Origin of the sequence: Borrelia puertoricensis (genome assembly GCF_023035875.1) — a bacterium.
GTDB classification, from domain to species: domain Bacteria; phylum Spirochaetota; class Spirochaetia; order Borreliales; family Borreliaceae; genus Borrelia; species Borrelia puertoricensis.
Map to the genome: position 1 here is coordinate 1 of NZ_CP075400.1, position 15,334 is coordinate 15,334.

Consider the following 15,334-nt stretch of genomic DNA (forward strand, 5'->3'; position numbering starts at 1 on the left):
TAGTTTAGTTTTTAATAGTATAAAATACTAGTTAAGCTAATCTTAAAAATCTCATTCTGTACGATTTAGTTTTTATTTCTATGTCTATGCTCATAACACACTTTTTTAATTGATTCAAATACTTTCTCTTCAGGATCGTTTTCAATAAGAGGAGGTGGTCCTGAAGGAGAACTAGGAGGATTTAAAAACATAAAATAATTATCAAAAACATCAGTGAGTCTTTTCTCTATTTTATAATAATCTTTTGCATCTATATTAAGCTTTTCATCTCTACCCTCTATATTAAGTGGATTATCTTTGCCATATTTAATATGCTTAAGTAATTCTTTAACTTTTCCCTTATCATTCAGTTTTAATAAAAACCTTTTAATATATCCCTCTATTTTAGATACATCTCCTTGTAAATAAATATCAAAATGACTTGAACCACCCTTAGGTAATTCATTTTTTAACGCATTAACAAAAAAAGTTAATGTATCAAACTCTTCTTTATTAAGCTTAAGATTATCTCTCCAATCTGACTTTAAATTAACATGCCCTAGATTTTGAAATAAATCACCTTTATTATCAGAATTTTTAAATAATTCACAACTTACAAAACAAATTATACAAAATATAAATACAATTCTATATATAAAATTTATCTTCTCTCTCACACACAAAATCCAACATCAACTTACTTTTTATAAAGTATATCTCATTATTACTGTTATTCAACAGAATAATAGAAAAACTTTATTTTTATTATTTAATATTAAGCTTATCTTTTAATCTATTTAATGCCTTATCATCCAATTTGAGTTTACTAATATTTAATGCACCAGAAATAGCTATTATCTCTTCATAAGACAACCTACACCCTTTTAAGATATGATTCTTAAAACTTTTAGTAGCAATAGGCACAAGCTTTTCAATAACATCAAGCAATATTTTGGCATATTCACTCATCTCTTTTGATGAATTTTCACTAACCTCTTTCGATTCATTTAATGCCAACCTTAATTTGATAAAATGAAAAAGATTATTTAAATCAATCTGCCAATACCATTCAGTATACAAGCTTAAAGGTAAAGCTATTCTAGAAACTTCTTTTGAAACATTACTATTTATCATATCTTGATATAACTTGTAACAAGTTTTTTGACTCTCTCTTAAATCACTTAACACATTCTTTGCAAAATTAGCTTCAATTTGATTACTCTCAATATTTTGTATTTTTAGATCCTCCTCTAAAGGCACATAAAACTCTTCTCTAAGAAAACTATATGAACCAGATACTTCATTAATCCTTGCTGTTCTATGTCTCATCCATTGCCTTGCAACAAATATAGGAGCCTTAATATAAAATGTAAAAACCACTTGTTCAAATGGACTTGTGTGCTCATTTCTAACTAAATAATCTATAAGTTCAGCATCTGTCCTCCTAATTCTCTCACCTCGATATGAAATCCTTGCTGCATTCAATATTCTCTCCTCACTACCCATATAATCAACAAGTTTGATAAAGCCTTTATCTAAAACCTTATATTCCTTATTTAATAAATCTTCTCTCTCAATATCAGTATTCAAAACAATTACACCTCAACACCTTAAAATAATTCACTAGTTATTCAATTTAAATCATTATATAGTTTTTAGAAACTTATTTAAATAAAATTAAAGAAGGTCCCTTATAAAGGAACTCTTCTTGAAAATACTAATATTATAAAATATTTAAATTTTTCAGTCTCTATCTTGAAAGATTACCTAGAGCAGACTTTGCCTCACTAATAAGTTCTTCTATTTCTTTTATCTTTGCCATTGCTTCAATTAACTTCACAGAAGAAGATTCTAGTTGTTCTAAAGAACTTTCCGCATTACTTCGTGCCTTTCTAGCTAGAAAATCACCATTCCCTCTTCTTGACCAGTAACTTCTACGTTTGTTATTTCTTAATCTGTCAGTAATAGCTTCTTTTAAAATCTTTTCAGAATCTTCAAAAAAATATTTTGCAGAACTTCTTTCATTAAGTCCAACCTCAACTTCATTCATAAGCCTCTCGAGATTAGACCTTTCATCATTTAACTTATTTTGCAATTGAGTTAACTTTCTTATCTTTTCTATATTTTCCTTACGCTTTTTGGTTAGTGATATTCTTTCACTCTGAATTTTTCCCATTATATCATAAAAATCAGCTCTTCCTCGCTCACATCTATCTTTAAGCTCAAGTGCATTCTTAATTAATTGCTGGAATCCAGAATCTCCAAGAGCACCTTTTACTTTTTCAATTTCTGCTTGTGCTTCTTTTTCGGATTCAGTACTTGGAACTAAATCTTTTTCTTCTATTTTTATTACTTCTTCTTGAGGATAGTATGGATACTCTTGCCTAAACACCTCAAATCCCGCATTAACAGGTTTTACTTCCATGTCTTGTTGTATTTCTACTCCTTCTTCAAGAGAATCTATAACAACTTCTTTTTGTTCCTGATTTCCTTGTTCATGGTTTAAATATTTATTATCTTTGCTTTCATCTAAAACCTTTTCCCTTACTTCATTTAATAAATCATTAAGGGCATTCATATCACATGATAACAAACATAATAATGCTAACATACATACTGATAAAATATTTCTCTTCATATCTCCCTCCTGGGATATTAGATTATTTAATTATTGAATCTCGATATTGAAATACAATAATTACTGACAAATGTACACCCTTTTATTTTAAATAACAAAAATAAATTCCATAAAACCTCAATTATTCTATTCTGTAATAATTAAAGGTAATTCAAAATTATTTTAATAAGTAAATTTATACAATAAAGAACAAAAATATAATCTTAATCTAAAACTTGTAATCAATCACATCCAATTTAAACTTAAAAAAATAAATAATCAAAAAACAATTAACTAAAGTAAACATATCATTCAATAAAAACAAAAACTAAGAAACCTGGTTCCTACCTTTACTTTCAGAATAATTTTACTCACTTACTAATCAAAACTAATCTCATAATACTTACTTACACCTAATTAATATGGAACTGAATAAAAGTTACTGTCTTATCTTTAGTACAAATATCTATATAAATAAAGTCATTTGAGGAAAACGAATCTTATAAAAAGAATAGTTTTCCTCAAATGACTTTATTTAGTTATATATTTATTTTGTACTAGTTATTTATGTTAACTGTTAAAATTGCAGGTGTAATAGCATTTCAAGATTTATTTTATTATTTAATCGTTTAGTATATCTTCTAATTGCTATTAAAAATACTGTTGAAATTACTTTACAAGCACTAAAAACAGTTCTTGCGATAGATTAAATGTCTTAGAATTAGCACTAATAACAACACCATTAGCTGCATAAACAGATTTATCTTAACCTTTCTTAACATTAAACAAGATTGCTACAGGAACAAATAAACTAAATTAACTATAAGAGGTTAAAATACGGTTTGAAGATTCTCTGCATTACTACCGAACTATTCAACTTTTTAATTTCATTACAACTAATATAGAAGGCAGACTTAGAGATAAGTTTGCCTTCTAATCTTAATTTTAAGTAATGAATCTAACTATCTATTTTACTGCTGAGCTGCTGGTTTTGGGGATCTAGCTTTATCTATTTTTTCTTTTGCTTTCTCAAGAACATTCTTTTACTGCCTTCTTAATTATATCCTCTATTGATACCAATAACTTATTTACTGCACTTACTCCTACTGCTTGTACTACTTTGTCATCATCATTATTATTCGCAGCTAATTTACCATCCTTAACTAAAGAACGTAATGCTATACCTCCTGCTACAGCTGCTGCTTTAGCTACATCTTTTGCTAACTGACCTGTATCACTTCCTCCTCTTGCAAACTTTAGTGCACTTGTCTGTGCAGTTGCATCAACTGCTAGTGCTGCATCAGCATCACTTTCTTGTGACTTAACTATTGAAGCTAATATTTCTTCACCACTAACTGCTGCTACTATTGCTGCGGCTTTATCTCCCACAGCTGCTCCTGCATTAGCACCTGCAGCTAAGACTTTTACTCCATCTTTATTATCTGCATTACCTACTTTTACTGCTACATTTCCAGCTTCTGGCTTTGGAACACCTACCTTACCTGCTTCTTCTACAATTCCTTTCAATGCATTATATACTTTCTTTAATTCAACATCAGTTGGTGCTGTGCCTTGAGCATTACTTGCAGCCTCACCTACTGGTTTAGCATCACCGATATCTTTTAAAGAGTCCAAATGAGTTTTTAATGTGTTTAAAATAGACTTAGCAGAATCAACTGCACTTCTAATTATCTTGTTTAGCTCACCTTTATCAAGCTCTGTCTCTGACTTTTTTGCTATCTTTTCTAATTCTGTTGATGCGTCTCCAAGCTTAGCACCTAAGCTGTTAAAATACCCTCCTACATCCTCTTTCTTTGTAGTTGATTTAGCAGTAAAACCTAATGTACCAGAAAGTAGCTCTAAAAATGCATAAAAAGCATTCTTAGCACTTCTACCTACATCCATGAGAACAGAACTTAAACTGCTCCCTCCTGTAGCTGCCCCGCCACCATTAGCCGAATCAACCGACTGTTGTCCACTGCCACAACTAAGAAGTAAAAATAAAGTCAAAAATAACGCACATAAAGTAATTCTTTTCATTATCACGTGCCTCCTTTTTACCTCAGAAAGACTATATAAACACAAAAGGAAAACAATTCTTATGAAAAGAAAAGTTTTCCTCAAATGACTTTATTTAGTTATGTATATTGTTATTAAATTCTAACTAGTTTTTCTTAGCTTCAGAAGCCTGATTATCATTAGTTAAAGTAGTATCAGTAGGATTAATATTCATAGCATCTTTAATAGTTTTAAGGCCTGAGTCAATAGTATTTCTTATTGCTATTGTTAAAGTATCTAATGCTTTAGTAACTGCACTTATTGCTGCACCTTTAACTGCAGTAACAGCATCATCAGCAGCAGCACTAGGACCAGCAAATTTACCATTCTTAGCCATCGCTCGCAGTGCTATACCTCCTGCAATAGTAGCATCTTTAGGGGCAGCTCCAGCATTCTGAGAAGTAGCTAATTTAACAGCATCACCATCATCCTTAATCATAGCTTGTAAAATGTCAGCGCCAGTTACAGCCCCAACAGCTTTAGCAGCATCAGCTGCAACCTTTTTTGAATTGTTAACATCACCAACAGCTCCCGCACCAGTAGCAAATAATTTACCTGATTCACCATCCCCAGCAGCAGCGGTTCTTGCAGTAGAACCATCACTAGCCTTTTTATCATCCCCAGCATCGGAATTTCCTTTTTTTTCACCAAGTACCACATCTACAATTGATTTAATACCCTTTACTAGTTTATCGACTTCACTACCAGCAGCACCACCGTTATTCTGAGCAGCAACATTACCAAGCAGGTCATTACTATCAGTACCAATAGCCTCACTAGCAGTCTTAGCACCCTGGATTATTTGATCAAGAGTATTAGTAATTAGAGATTTTACAGCGGTATCAGTAGCCTCTGCATTAGGATTATTATCAGATTTCATGTCAGCAACAATTTTCTCAAGAGATGTCTTAGTAGATGAAAGAGTATCATGCATAGTCTTAAAATAGTTCCCAACATCAGATTTTTTAGTAGTAGTATTAAAACCTAAAACCCCTCCAACCATATCAGAAAGGGAAGTAAAAACATTTAAGAAATCATTACCTAAACTAATCACAGACTTTAAGAACCTACTCTGAGGATCTTCCATCTTAGTAGTACCACTGCCACAGCCAAGAAGTAAAAATAAAGTCAAAAATAACGCACATAAAGTAATTCTTTTCATTATCACGTGCCTCCTTATTACCTCAGGAAGTCAAGATATAAATAAAAGGAAAACAATTCTTATAAAAAGAAGAGTTTTCCTCAAATGACTTTATTTAGTTATGTATGTTTTATTGATAATTATTTATTATTACCTACCAATTGCTGTTTCTGCGGGTGTAGTAGAATCTACAGATTTATCTTCTTGTGTAACTGTAGCAAGAGCATCACTAATTGTCTTTAAACCACTATCAACAGTATTTCTTATTGCTATTATTAGAGTACTTAAAGTCTTACCAACAGCACTAGCAGTTGCCCCATTAACTGCATGAGCAGATTTTGCTTCATTCTTAGCAGCAAACTTACCATCTTTAGCCATTGCCCGAAGTGCAATACCAGCAGCAATAACAGCGTCTTTCTTTGCAGCATCTTTAATTTCTTTTTTGCCGTTAACAGCCGGAGCAATAGCAATCTCAGCAGCATCTGTAGCTTTTTCAATTCCATCAGTACTATTTGCAGTAGGATTTTCTGTGGATTTAGCAATAGCTTGCAAAATGTCAGCCCCGGTCACTGAACCAATACTAGCTGATGCCTTTGCAATATTTTCTTCTTTAGCATCATCTTTACCATTCGCATCAGCAAATAGATTACCAACATCCTTTTTATCATCCTCTCCTGTTTTAGTAGCACCTGCATCACCCTTATCTTTTAAAACCAAATCAACAATAGTTTTAATTCCTTTAACTAAGGAGATAACAGAGTCTTTGTCAGCAGGAGTAGCCCCATGTCCAGCCGAAGTAGCATTACCAATAGCATCGTTACCAGTAGCCCCAGTAGCAGCAGTCTTAGCCCCATCAGCGATCTTGTCTAATGTGTTAGTGATAAAGTTATCAACAACTTCCTTTATCTTTAGATAGTTACCATTCTTTTCAACTTGATCTTGTAATTTCTCTTTAACTGTGTTCATAGCTTTTTCAATAGAAGTGAAATAGTTACCAATATCAGATTTCTTAGTCTCAGCCTTAATACCAAAAGCCCCAGTAATCATATCAGAAAGAGAAGTAAAAACATCTAAGAACCCTTTACCTAAATTAGCAATAGAGTTTAAGAATGTGGTTTTAGGATCCTCAGCACTAGTAGTACCACTGCCACAACTAAGAAGTATAATAAAGAAGTAAAAGAAGTAAATAGAGAATAAAGGAACAAAAAAAGCTAAGAGAAGCAAACTCCTAGCTTATTATTTATAGACTTTATTTTATAAGAAAATAACGATTGATTAAAAAGTAATCATTATAATAGTTAATTAACTTGTTTATCCCTTAGGTGTTAGCGGGTTTAGAAGAAGTTGTAAGCTCATTAATTGAAGCTGTTACTGCAGCGTCTGCAGCTGTTAACAATGCATCAATTGCTGTGTTTAGTTCACCGAGCTCTTCCTTACCTTTACCTCCAGTATTATCATTTTTATCTATAGCTTTTTTTGCATCAGCATCAGAAGCATCTTCTTTACCAAGAGCTGCATTCTCACCTTTCAATTTGTCTAAGAATTTTTTACTTGATTGCTCAGCAGCAGTAACCTTTGCCTTAAGTGACTCAGGGAGTTTAGCTGACTGCTTTAATGATTTCAACTTGGTTTCTACAGTCAATATTACTTGAAACACCCCAGCAAGTAACGCTCCATTATGACCAGAATTGGTAGTATCAAGCTCATAAGAATCTTTAATTTTCGCTCCAATAGCTTTAGCAAGGTCATCAATAGACTTAACTAAAGAATGAACTTCTTTAACATCTTTAGCAAAAGCAACAGAATCTGTAATGTTCTTAGTTATTTTAGCTAGGTCAATAACAGAACCATCAGATTTAGCCACTTCATCATCTTTAAGATTTTTTCCTGAATTATTACAAGATAAGAGTAAAAATAAAGTCATTAATAACGCACATAAAGTAATTCTTTTCATTATCACGTGCCTCCTTATTACATCACAAGGGCAAAAATACAAACAAAAGGAAAACAATTCTCACAAAGATAAAAGTTTTCCTCAAATGACTTTATTTAGTTATGTATATTTTAATAATTATTTATTATTGCTGGCTACCGGTTGCTGAGTCTGCAGGTGTAGTAGAATCTAAAGATTTATCTTCTTGTGTAACTGTAGCAAGAGCATCACTAATTGTCTTTAAACCACTATCAACAGTATTTCTTATTGCTATTATTAGAGTCCTTAAAGTCTTACCAACAGCATTAGCTGCTATTCCATTGACTGCATTGGCAGATTTCTCTTCATTCTTAGCAGCAAATTTACCATCCTTAGCCATAGCTCTCAGTGCAATACCTGCAGCAATAACAGCGTCTTTCTTTGCTGAATCTTCTTTAATTTCCGTCTTGTTAACAGCAGGAACAATAGCGATCTCAGCTGCATCTTTGGCTTTTTCAATTCCATTAGCATTATCAACTTGAGGATCTTCTTTAGAGTTAGCAATAGCTTGTAAAATATCAGCACCAGTTACAGCTCCAATGCTAGCTGATGCCTTTGCAATATTTTCTTCTTTTGAACCATCTTTACCAGCATCATTAATAAAAAGATTACCAACGTCCTTTTTATCATCCCCTGTTTTATTAGCTCCTGCATCCCCCTCATCCTTTTTTAGAACCACTTCAACAATAGTCTTAATCCCTTTAACAAGAGAAACAACTGAATCCTTACTAGCAGGAGTAGCCCCATGTCCAGTTGCAGTAGCATTACCAATAACATCACCAGTAGCCCCTTTAGCAGCTTCTTTAGCCCCATCAGCAATCTTGTCTAATGTGTTAGTGATAAAGGTATCAACAACTTCCTTTATCTTTTGATATTTACCATTCTCTGCCACGACAGTGTTTAATTTCTTTTTAACAGATGTCATAGTGTTTTCAATAGAAGTGAAATACTTACCAATATCTTCCTTTTTAGTCTCAGCATTAATACCCAAAGCCCCAGTAATCATATCACTAAGAGAAGTAAAAACATCTAAGAACCCTTTACCTAAATTAGCAATAGAAGTTAAGAAAGTGGTTTTAGGATCCTCCATCTTAGTAGTACCACTTCCACAGCCAAGAAGTAAAAATAAGTAATCCAAGTTATTATTAAGAGATAAAACAAGATAAAAGCAATGAATAAAAATAAGTCTAAAAGATAAAAGAAATCATAAAAAATCTAAAGAAGTATAATAAAGTAGTAAAGGAAGTAAAGGAAGAATTAAAGAAACAAAAAAAGCTAAGAGAAGAATACTCCTAGCTTATTATTTATAGACTTTATTTTATCAGATAATTACGACTAATTAAAAAGTAATCTTATAGTAATAAATTAACTTGTTTATCCCTTAGGTGTTAGAGGGTTTAGCAGAAGTTGTAAGCTCCGCAATTGCAGCTGTTGCTGCACCATTAGCAGCCGTTAACAATTCATTAATTGCTGTATTAAGCTCCCCAAGCTCTTTAGCTCCTTTATCTTTAGTAGCATCAGTTGTCAATATAGCTGATTTTGCATCAACATCAGTAGCAGCATTTTTACCAAGATCAGCATGCTTATCTTTCAACTTACCTAAAAATGCTTCCGCTTTACTTTTAACATCAGTTATCTTAGTTTTTAACTCAGTAGAAATTCCACTTGTTGTTTCCAATGCTTCCACTTTAGTTTTTACAGCTGATATTACACTATGCACTCCTGCAAGCAATGATCCATTCTTATCCGTCTCATTTTCCAAAGTGCCATCATTTTTAATTTTCTTGCCAATAGCTTTAGCAAGTTCGTCAATGGACTTAACTAAAGAATGAATTTCTTTAACATCTTTAGCAAAAGCAACAGAGTCTGTAATGTTCTTAGTTATTTTAGCTAAATCAATAACAGTGCCATCAGATTTAGCAGCCTGCCCATCTTTAGTAGCAGCCCCAGAACTATTACAAGAGCTAAGTAAAAATAAAGTCAAAAATAACGCACATAAAGTAATTCTTTTCATTATCACGTGCCTCCTTATTACCTCAGGAGGGCAAGATACAACTAAAAGGAAAACGAATCTCATGAATAGAGAAATAGTTTTCCTCAAATGACTTTATTATTTAAATTATTTAATTAGATAATTTATTTAGTAATAGCAGTAACAGTGGGTTGAGTAGTACTAGCTTCAGTTGCTTCAGTAGTAGTTTTAAAGTACTGTATTCCCTTAACAGCTTTTCCTACTTTATCTAAATTGCTTGCTACTGTTTTCCTAATTATTAAGTCAAGTACTCCCAGTACCTTATTTACCGCACTTACAGCAGCAGCTTTCACTGCTTCAGAGTCATCATTAGCAGCACTAAATTTACCACCCTTAGTCATAGCTTTAAAAGCAACAGCAGCTGCTAAGTCAGCATTACTTTTAGCACCAGCATTAGCAGAAGCATTATTATTAGAAGCGGCTAATGTCCCAGCATCTTTCTCACCAGCATCAAGTTGAATACCATTAGTAGCCTTAGCATTTTTAATCTTATCAATCATTGCCCATGAATCAGCTTTAGCAACTTCAGCTGCTAATTTAGGGCCAGCACCAGCAGTAGCCTTGGCAGTATGCCCCCCAAGAACAGCAATAGCATCAGTAGCAGCATTAGCAGTGGCTATCTGATTACCAGCATTTCCAGCTTCAATATTTACATCAGACTTAACTGCTACTCCAATAATATCTTTAACTCCTGAAATAATAGCATCAATCCCAGCCTTTTCAGCTGCAGCAGGAGGATTATCAGCATTATCACCAATAACAGCACTATCATTAGTTACCCCAGCAAGTTTAGTGAGAGCAGTAATTAGTTGTTCAAAAATATCATTTGCACCTTTAATCGCATCCTCAACTAATTTAATTGTGCTCTCATCAGCGTTTTTTGCTTCAGATATTTTATTTGATAGCTCTTTTAACTTATCTTTAGTAGTTGTAAGTCCATTCCCTATAGTCTTAAAGTGTTCACCAATTTTACTTTTATTGTCACCCGATTTAACTTCTGTAAGTCCCAAAGTGTCTCCAATAGCATTACCAAAGATGCCAAAAATCTCGTAAAACCCATGACCTATCTTAACTAAAGAATCTAAGAAAGTATTCTTACTCTCAGCAGCCAATTTCTCAGCCTGAAGTTGTCCACTGCCACAGCTAAGAAGTAAAAATAAAGTCATCAATAACGCACATAAAGTAATTCTTTTCATTATCACGTGCCTCCTTATTAACTCAAGGGAGCAAGACATAAATAAAAGGAAAACAATTTTCATAAAGAGAAAAAAGTTTTCCTAAAATGAATTTATTTAGATTATTTAATTAGAAAATTTATTTAGCAGCAGGTTGAGTAGTAGTACTAGCTTCAGTTGTTTCAGTAGTAGTCTCAAAGTACTGTATTCCCTTAACAGCTCTTCCTACTTTATCTAGATTGATTGCAACTGTTTTCCTAATTATTACGTCAAGTACTCCCAATACCTTATTTACAGCACTTATAGCAGCAGCTTTAACTGCATCAGTATCTGCATTATTAGCACTAAATTTACCACCCTTAGTCATAGCTTTAAGAGCAACAGCTGCTACTAGGTCAGCATTACTCTTAGCATCAGCAGCATTATCAGCTTTATCGTTAGAAGCAGCTAGTACTCCAGTTTCATTATCAGTACCAGCATTAAGCTTAGCAGCAGCAGTAGCCTTAGCATTCTTAATTTTGTCAATCATAGCCCATGGATCAGCTTTAGCAACTTCAGCTGCTAGCTTATCACCAGCTCCAGCATTAGCCTTGACAGTATGCCCCCCAAGAACAGCAATAGCATCAGTAGCAGCATTAGCAGTAGCTATCTGATTACCAACAGCTCCAGCTTCAATCTTTACTCCAGATTTCTCTGCTGCAGCAATAATATCTTTAATTCCTGAAATAATGGCTTCAACCATAGTCTTATCAGCAGCACCAGGTACAGCATCAGCATTATCACCAATGTCAGCACCATCATTAGTTACCCCAGCAAATTTAGTTAAAGCAGCAATTAGCTGTTCAAAGACATCACTAGCACTGTTAATTGCACCCTTAACAGCATCAATTGAGCTGCTATTAGCATTTTTTGCTTCAGATATTTTATTTGATAACTCTTTTAACTTCTCCTTAGTATCACCTAAACCTTTTTTTATTTTTGCAAAGTGTTCACCAACTTTACTTTTCTTATCACCGGATTTAACTGCTGTAAGTCCAAAAGCGTCTCCAATAACATTACCAAAAAAGCCAAAAATCTCGTAAAACCCATGTCCTATCTTAACTAAAGAATCTAAGAAAGTATTTTTAGATTAAAAAAGCCAATTTAACTTTTTAAAGTTAAATTACAAAAATATAGAAGGCAATCTTATTTTTTAAGTAATTAATCTAAATATCTGTCTTATTTATTACTATGCTGTTTTTGGAGCTCTTGCTTCATCTATTTTTTCTTTTGCTGTTTTAAGCACATTATTTACTGTTTTTTTAATTATATCTTCTACTGCTACTAATAATTTATTCACTGCAGATACTCCTACAGCTTGTACTACTTTGTCATCATCATTATTATTAGCAGCTAATTTACCACCTTTAATTAATGAACGTAACGCTATTCCCCCTGCTACTGCTGCTGCTTTAGCTGCATCTTGTGCTAAGTGATCTGCAGTAGCTTCTCCTTTAGCAAAAGAAATTGCACTTGTCTGTGCAGTTGCAGCTGCTCCTAGCTGTGCATCATTCTCTCCTGATTTAACTATTGATGCCAGCATTTCCTCTCCAAGTACACTTGATACTATTGCTGCGGCTCTATCTCCCACTGCTGCTCCTGCATTAGCACCTGATGCTAAGACTTTAGCACCATCTTTATTATCTGCATTACCTACTTTTACTGCTGTGTCTCCTGCTTTTGGACTTTCAACACCATCTTTACCAGCTGTATCCACTATTCCTTTAAATGCATTGTATGCTTTCTTTAATTCAACATCAGCTGCTGCTGTTCCTGCAGCATTACTTGCTGCATCACCTACCTTTTGACTATCACCTACTGTTCCTAAAGACTCTAAATGTGTTTTTAATGTAATTAAAGTAGCTTTAGCAGTATCAACTGCATCCTTAATTACCTTGTTTAGACCACCTTTATCGACATCTGTTTCTGATTTTTTGGCTACCTCTTCTAATTCATCTGATACTTCTCCAAGCTTCGCACCTAGACTGTTAAAATAGCTTCCTACATCCTTTTTCTTTGTAGTTGATTTAACAGTAAAACCTAATGTACCAGAGAGTAACTCTAAAAAAGAATAAAAAGCATTCTCAGCACTTCTACCTATATCCATGAGAACAGAACTTAAACTGCTGCCTCCTGTAGTGCCCCGCCACCATTAGCTGAATCAACTGATTGTTGTCCACTGCCACAGCCAAGAAGTAAAAATAAAGTTATCAGTATACTTATATTTAAGTTTTTAAGTCTATCACTTAATCTATTATAGTCCCTCCTTATTAACTCAAAGGGACAAAAATACAAATAAAAGGAAAACGGTTCTTATGAAAAGAAAAGTTTTCCTCAAATGACTTTATTTAGTTCTGTATTTATTATTAAATACTCTTTAGTCCTGACTATTTGTTATTCTTGGTTTCAGGGATCTGATTATCATTAGTTATAGGAGTATCAGTAAAATTAAATTTCACAGCATCTTTAACGGTTTTAAGCCCCAAGTCAATAGTATTTTTTATAGCAATAGTTAAAGTATTTAGTGCCTTGGTTACTGCACTTACAGTCGCTCCTTCTACTATTTTCTTTGCATCAGCAACATTATTTCCATTAGCAAACTTACCACCTTTAGCCATTGCTCTAAGTGCAATACCTCCTGCAACTTCCGCATCTTTAGGAGCAGCAACACCGGAAGCAGCAATACCAGCATTATTCTTAGCTAATTTAGTAGCATTGCCATTGTCTTTAACCATAGCTTGCAAAATATCAGCCCCAATTACAGCACCAATAGCCTTAGCAGCATCAGCTGCTGCTTTTCTATCATCCGCACCAGCTCCAGTACTACCATCAAACAATTTACCTGCACCGTCATTATTCCTTGCGCTATTACCATCTTCAGCCTTTTTATCATCCCCCGCTTCAGGATTTCCTTTGTCTTTAAGTACCACGTCTACAATTGATTTAATACCCTGTACTAGTTTATCGACTTCAGTACCAGCAGCACCGCCATTATTATCAGCAGCAACATTACCAAGTAGCTCATCACCTGTAGTACCAATAGCCTCACTAGCGGTCTTAGCACCATCAATTATCTTATTAAGTGTTTCACTAACTAATTTATTAATAGCAGTCTCAGTACTAGCAGCATTAGGATTATTCTCAGATTTCATATCAGTAACAATTTTCTCAAGCTTATCCTTAGTGCCTTGTACAGTATCATGAACTTTCTTAAAGTAGTTCCCAACATCAGACTTTTTAGTATTAGTATTAAAACCTAAAACACCTCCAACCATATCACTAAGAGAAGTAAAAACATCTAAGAACCCTTTACCTAAATTAGCAATAGAGTTTAAAAATGTGGTTTTAGGATCCTCAGCACTAGTAGTACCACTACCACAACTAAGAAGTAAAAATAAAGTCAAAAATAACGCACATAAAGTAATTCTTTTCATTATCACGTGCCTCCTTTTATTACCTCAAAAGGGGCAAGATAGTTAACAAGCTTTGAATAAAATAAAAACAGAAACTAAAAATATAGGCACTATAATCTTAAAGATATTGAGCATGATATAACAATTAACAAAATTGATTGTTATTAACAATAATTAAATGATTTTGATAAGAAAATAACTGATATATAATCAAATAAAGAAAGGTCCTAGTTAATTCAAATTTATTTATTTAACAATGAATAGACTATGGATATTAATGTTAAAAATATTCCTATATTAAGTGTGATAAGGGTACCAAACATCCAATTATGTAGTCTTGATGTACTTTTAAATTCTGATGTGGTTTTATCAAGTTTACTATTAAGCTCCATTTTATTAATTTCCATATCTTTTCTAACAAGAGAAATCTCAGATTTTAACTCATTTTTAACAATGTCTATTTTGTTATCAAGGTCATTAAATTTGGTATCAATCTTTACATTTAAATTACTCTCAACAGAGTCTATTTTGTTATCAAGTTCAGTTTTCACAAAAATAATTTCAGATTTTAAACTACGTTCTAACATCTCAAACTTAAGATTAAAATTACTCTCTAAATACTCAATGTCTTTATAAGTCAATTCATTACGGTAATATCTTTTAGAGAGATCATTTGCAATAAAATCTTGCATACCCATCTTTACAAATTCTTGATATATAATCTCTTCTGTAATATGCCCATTAAAAATTTGTGTACTCTCAACAGAATGTAATGACGAATCTTGCATAAAAACTTCCTTATTTAATTATTATATAATATTTTAAATATTATAGGAACTTTATTTCAGTAAAATGTGATTTAAGAGTGTCCCTAACCATAAATCTGTTGTTAAAAGATTTCTATCAAT

11 protein-coding genes and 3 pseudogenes are annotated in these 15,334 nt (G+C 32.9%); all 14 read right to left on the reverse strand.

What is annotated here, in order from left to right:
- Positions 1 to 65: 65 nt before the first annotated feature.
- The gene (locus bpuSUM_RS09285; protein WP_247067731.1) at positions 66 to 656 is read right to left on the reverse strand and encodes a hypothetical protein; all 591 of its coding nucleotides are present in this window, start codon (positions 654 to 656) and stop codon (positions 66 to 68) included.
- An 88-nt stretch (positions 657 to 744) separates the two neighbouring features.
- On the reverse strand, positions 745 to 1,569 hold the full coding sequence (gene thyX, locus bpuSUM_RS09290; protein ID WP_247068007.1) for an FAD-dependent thymidylate synthase: 825 nt from the start codon (positions 1,567 to 1,569) through the stop codon (positions 745 to 747).
- A gap of 160 nt (positions 1,570 to 1,729) precedes the next feature.
- A complete protein-coding gene (locus bpuSUM_RS09295; protein WP_247068000.1) occupies positions 1,730 to 2,617 on the reverse strand; it encodes a P12 family lipoprotein in 888 nt (295 codons plus the stop codon).
- Between the two features lie 950 nt (positions 2,618 to 3,567).
- A pseudogene (locus bpuSUM_RS09300) lies at positions 3,568 to 4,636 on the reverse strand (variable large family protein).
- A gap of 124 nt (positions 4,637 to 4,760) precedes the next feature.
- Positions 4,761 to 5,816 carry a variable large family protein gene (locus bpuSUM_RS09305; protein WP_247067998.1) on the reverse strand — a complete coding sequence of 352 codons (1,056 nt, stop codon included), beginning with the start codon at positions 5,814 to 5,816 and terminating at the stop codon, positions 4,761 to 4,763.
- 129 nt (positions 5,817 to 5,945) lie between these two features.
- Complete coding sequence (locus bpuSUM_RS09310) at positions 5,946 to 6,983, reverse strand: variable large family protein (protein ID WP_247068111.1); 1,038 nt, start codon at positions 6,981 to 6,983, stop codon at positions 5,946 to 5,948.
- Positions 6,984 to 7,113: 130 nt separating this feature from the next.
- Positions 7,114 to 7,749 (reverse strand): Vsp/OspC family lipoprotein, encoded by a 636-nt coding sequence (locus bpuSUM_RS09315; RefSeq protein WP_430644684.1) that lies wholly within the window; start codon positions 7,747 to 7,749, stop codon positions 7,114 to 7,116.
- Positions 7,750 to 7,873: 124 nt separating this feature from the next.
- Entirely contained in the window at positions 7,874 to 8,905 is a 1,032-nt protein-coding gene (locus bpuSUM_RS09320; RefSeq protein ID WP_247068223.1) for a variable large family protein, read from the reverse strand.
- A gap of 243 nt (positions 8,906 to 9,148) precedes the next feature.
- A complete protein-coding gene (locus bpuSUM_RS09325) occupies positions 9,149 to 9,781 on the reverse strand; it encodes a Vsp/OspC family lipoprotein (RefSeq protein WP_430644694.1) in 633 nt (210 codons plus the stop codon).
- Positions 9,782 to 9,903: 122 nt separating this feature from the next.
- Positions 9,904 to 10,995, reverse strand: coding sequence for a variable large family protein (locus bpuSUM_RS09330; protein WP_430644695.1), 1,092 nt, complete (start codon positions 10,993 to 10,995; stop codon positions 9,904 to 9,906).
- 118 nt (positions 10,996 to 11,113) lie between these two features.
- Positions 11,114 to 12,103, reverse strand: a pseudogene (locus bpuSUM_RS09335) (variable large family protein); the annotation flags it as partial.
- A gap of 99 nt (positions 12,104 to 12,202) precedes the next feature.
- Positions 12,203 to 13,284: pseudogene (locus bpuSUM_RS09340) on the reverse strand (variable large family protein).
- A gap of 116 nt (positions 13,285 to 13,400) precedes the next feature.
- Positions 13,401 to 14,447 carry a variable large family protein gene (locus bpuSUM_RS09345; RefSeq protein ID WP_430644696.1) on the reverse strand — a complete coding sequence of 349 codons (1,047 nt, stop codon included), beginning with the start codon at positions 14,445 to 14,447 and terminating at the stop codon, positions 13,401 to 13,403.
- A gap of 221 nt (positions 14,448 to 14,668) precedes the next feature.
- Positions 14,669 to 15,214, reverse strand: coding sequence for a Bdr family repetitive protein (gene bdr, locus bpuSUM_RS09350; protein ID WP_247068224.1), 546 nt, complete (start codon positions 15,212 to 15,214; stop codon positions 14,669 to 14,671).
- Between the last annotated feature and the right edge of the window lie 120 nt (positions 15,215 to 15,334).